This window comes from Actinomadura sp. 7K507, assembly GCF_004348425.1.
In the GTDB taxonomy this organism is placed as follows: domain Bacteria; phylum Actinomycetota; class Actinomycetes; order Streptosporangiales; family Streptosporangiaceae; genus Spirillospora.
In genome coordinates this window covers 1-1,933 of sequence record NZ_SMKK01000499.1, presented here as the reverse complement: position 1 = coordinate 1,933, position 1,933 = coordinate 1, and the positions used below count along the sequence as shown (strand labels likewise).

General features: G+C 71.2%; 3 protein-coding genes. All 3 read right to left on the bottom strand.

Going from position 1 to position 1,933, the window contains the following annotated elements:
• Nucleotides 1-491, bottom strand: a 491-nt coding sequence (locus E1285_RS44825; RefSeq protein WP_165967055.1) for a thioesterase family protein, incomplete at its 3' end; no start/stop codon positions are given.
• A 15-nt stretch (nt 492-506) separates the two neighbouring features.
• Entirely contained in the window at nt 507-893 is a 387-nt protein-coding gene (locus E1285_RS44820; protein WP_132160991.1) for a nuclear transport factor 2 family protein, read from the bottom strand.
• Between the two features lie 99 nt (nt 894-992).
• Nucleotides 993-1,772: an NYN domain-containing protein gene (locus E1285_RS44815; protein ID WP_132160990.1), complete on the bottom strand. Its 780-nt coding sequence runs from the start codon at nt 1,770-1,772 to the stop codon at nt 993-995.
• Nucleotides 1,773-1,933: the final 161 nt, after the last annotated feature.

Genomic DNA, 1,933 nt, shown 5'->3' with positions numbered 1-1,933 from the left:
GGCCCCGCGCCGTCCGGACCGGCCCACTCCGGACCGGCCCACTCCGGACCGGCGCTCTCCGGACCGGCGCTCTCCGAGCCGGGCGCATCCAGGAACGGCTCCAGCGCCGACCTCACTTCGGGCGGCATCTCGCGCTTGGCCTTGGACGCCGGGTCGATGAACACATGCCGCACCTCCCCGTCGGCGATGAGGCGCCCACCCACCCGGAACACCGGGCGCACCACCATGCTCGTCACCCCCAGACGCGCCACCGGCATCGACACGTCCAGCAGCTCGTCGAACCGGGCGCCCTCCCGGAACCGGATCCGCGCCTCGGCCACCACCAGGTCGTAGCCGTCCTCCACCATCTGCCCGTACTCGCCGATCAGCGCCCGCCACATCTCCGTCAGCGCCACGTCGTAGAAGAACAGGTAGTGGCCGTTGAACACCACGCCCTGCTGATCGCACTCGCTGTACCGCACCCGCAGCCGATGCGTGAACACCTCACCCATACCGAGCATCCTGCCTCATTCCGGCTGTTGCGCCGCGGGGCCGGGCGGCGTGACGAACTCGGGCTGGTCCAGGACACGCAGCCAGCCGCCGTCGGGCTGGCGGCGGGCGACCTGCGCGCGGGCGCCGGCCCCGTCGCCCGGCGGAGTCGAGGTGAGCGCGACGTCGCCGCTGACGAGGGTCGGCAGCGGCTCCTCCGGCTCGAAACGCGGGCGGGCCGCCAGCACCCGCTCCCACAGCGCGCGGATCGCGTCCCGCCCCACCGTCCGCTCACCGGGCGGGTAGGCCATCACCGCGTCCTCCTCGTAGAGGGCGGCGACGCCCGCCGCGTCCCCGGCGTTGGAGCGCTCGACGAACAGCCGCGTGATGTCCTCCGGCCGCATGGCCTTCTCGTACTCCGTCATGGGTTCCCCCTGATCTTCCGGACTGCCGACGCGTCCATCGTCGGCGCCGGCCCGTCCAGAAGTCAAAGATATGAATCGTCTAGCGATCAGAAGTCGTGCTTATGTGTCTGGCCGCTTGTCCTGGCGTCGCTTGGCGCGAACGTAGATCACCCCGGGTTTCCCGTCGCCCGGGCTGCGGCGGTCGAGCACGAACAGCGTCGTCGCGGCGATCAGCTCGCTGAGCTTGGCGTAGCCGTAGTTGCGGGAGTCGAACTCCGGGCGCTGCTTGGTGATGATGTGGCCCACCGACGCCAGCGGCGCCCACCCGTCCTCGTCGGAGCCTCCCTCCACGGCGTTGCGGAGAAGGTTCACCAGCGCCGTGTCCTGCTTGAGCGCCGCCGCGGGCGACGGCGGCGACGGCGACGGCGACCCGGCGGCGGGCGTGGCCGAGACCTGGTCATAGGCCAGGTTCTCGATGTAGACGAACTTGTCGCACGCCGCCACGAACGGCTTGGGCGTCTTGCGCTCACCGAACCCGTACACCGTCAGGCCCGACTCACGGATCCGCGCCGCCAGGCGGGTGAAATCGCTGTCGCTGGAGACCAGGCAGAACCCGTCGAAGCGGTCGGAGTACAGCAGGTCCATCGCGTCGATGACCATCGCCGCGTCCGTCGCGTTCTTCCCCGTGGTGTAGGCGAACTGCTGGATCGGCTGGATCGACTGATCCAGCAGCTGCTGCTTCCAGCCCCGCAGGCTCGTGCCGGTCCAGTCGCCGTAGGCGCGTTTGACGTGAGCGGTGCCGTACTTGGCGACCTCCGCCAGCAGCCCCTCGACGATCCCCGGCTGGGCGTTGTCGGCGTCGATGAGCACCGCCAGCCTGTCGGCGTTCTCGCTGACCATCTCGCTCCTCCTCGGTGAAGACCCGCGCCCGCCCGGCCGCGCGGACCCGCTCGTCACACCGGCCGACGCGCGCCGTGCGCGGCCGTAGCCTACGGGCCCGCGGAGCCGATCACGACGACCGCGCCGTGCCCGGACACGCGGCGCGACGCCCTCGCCGAACG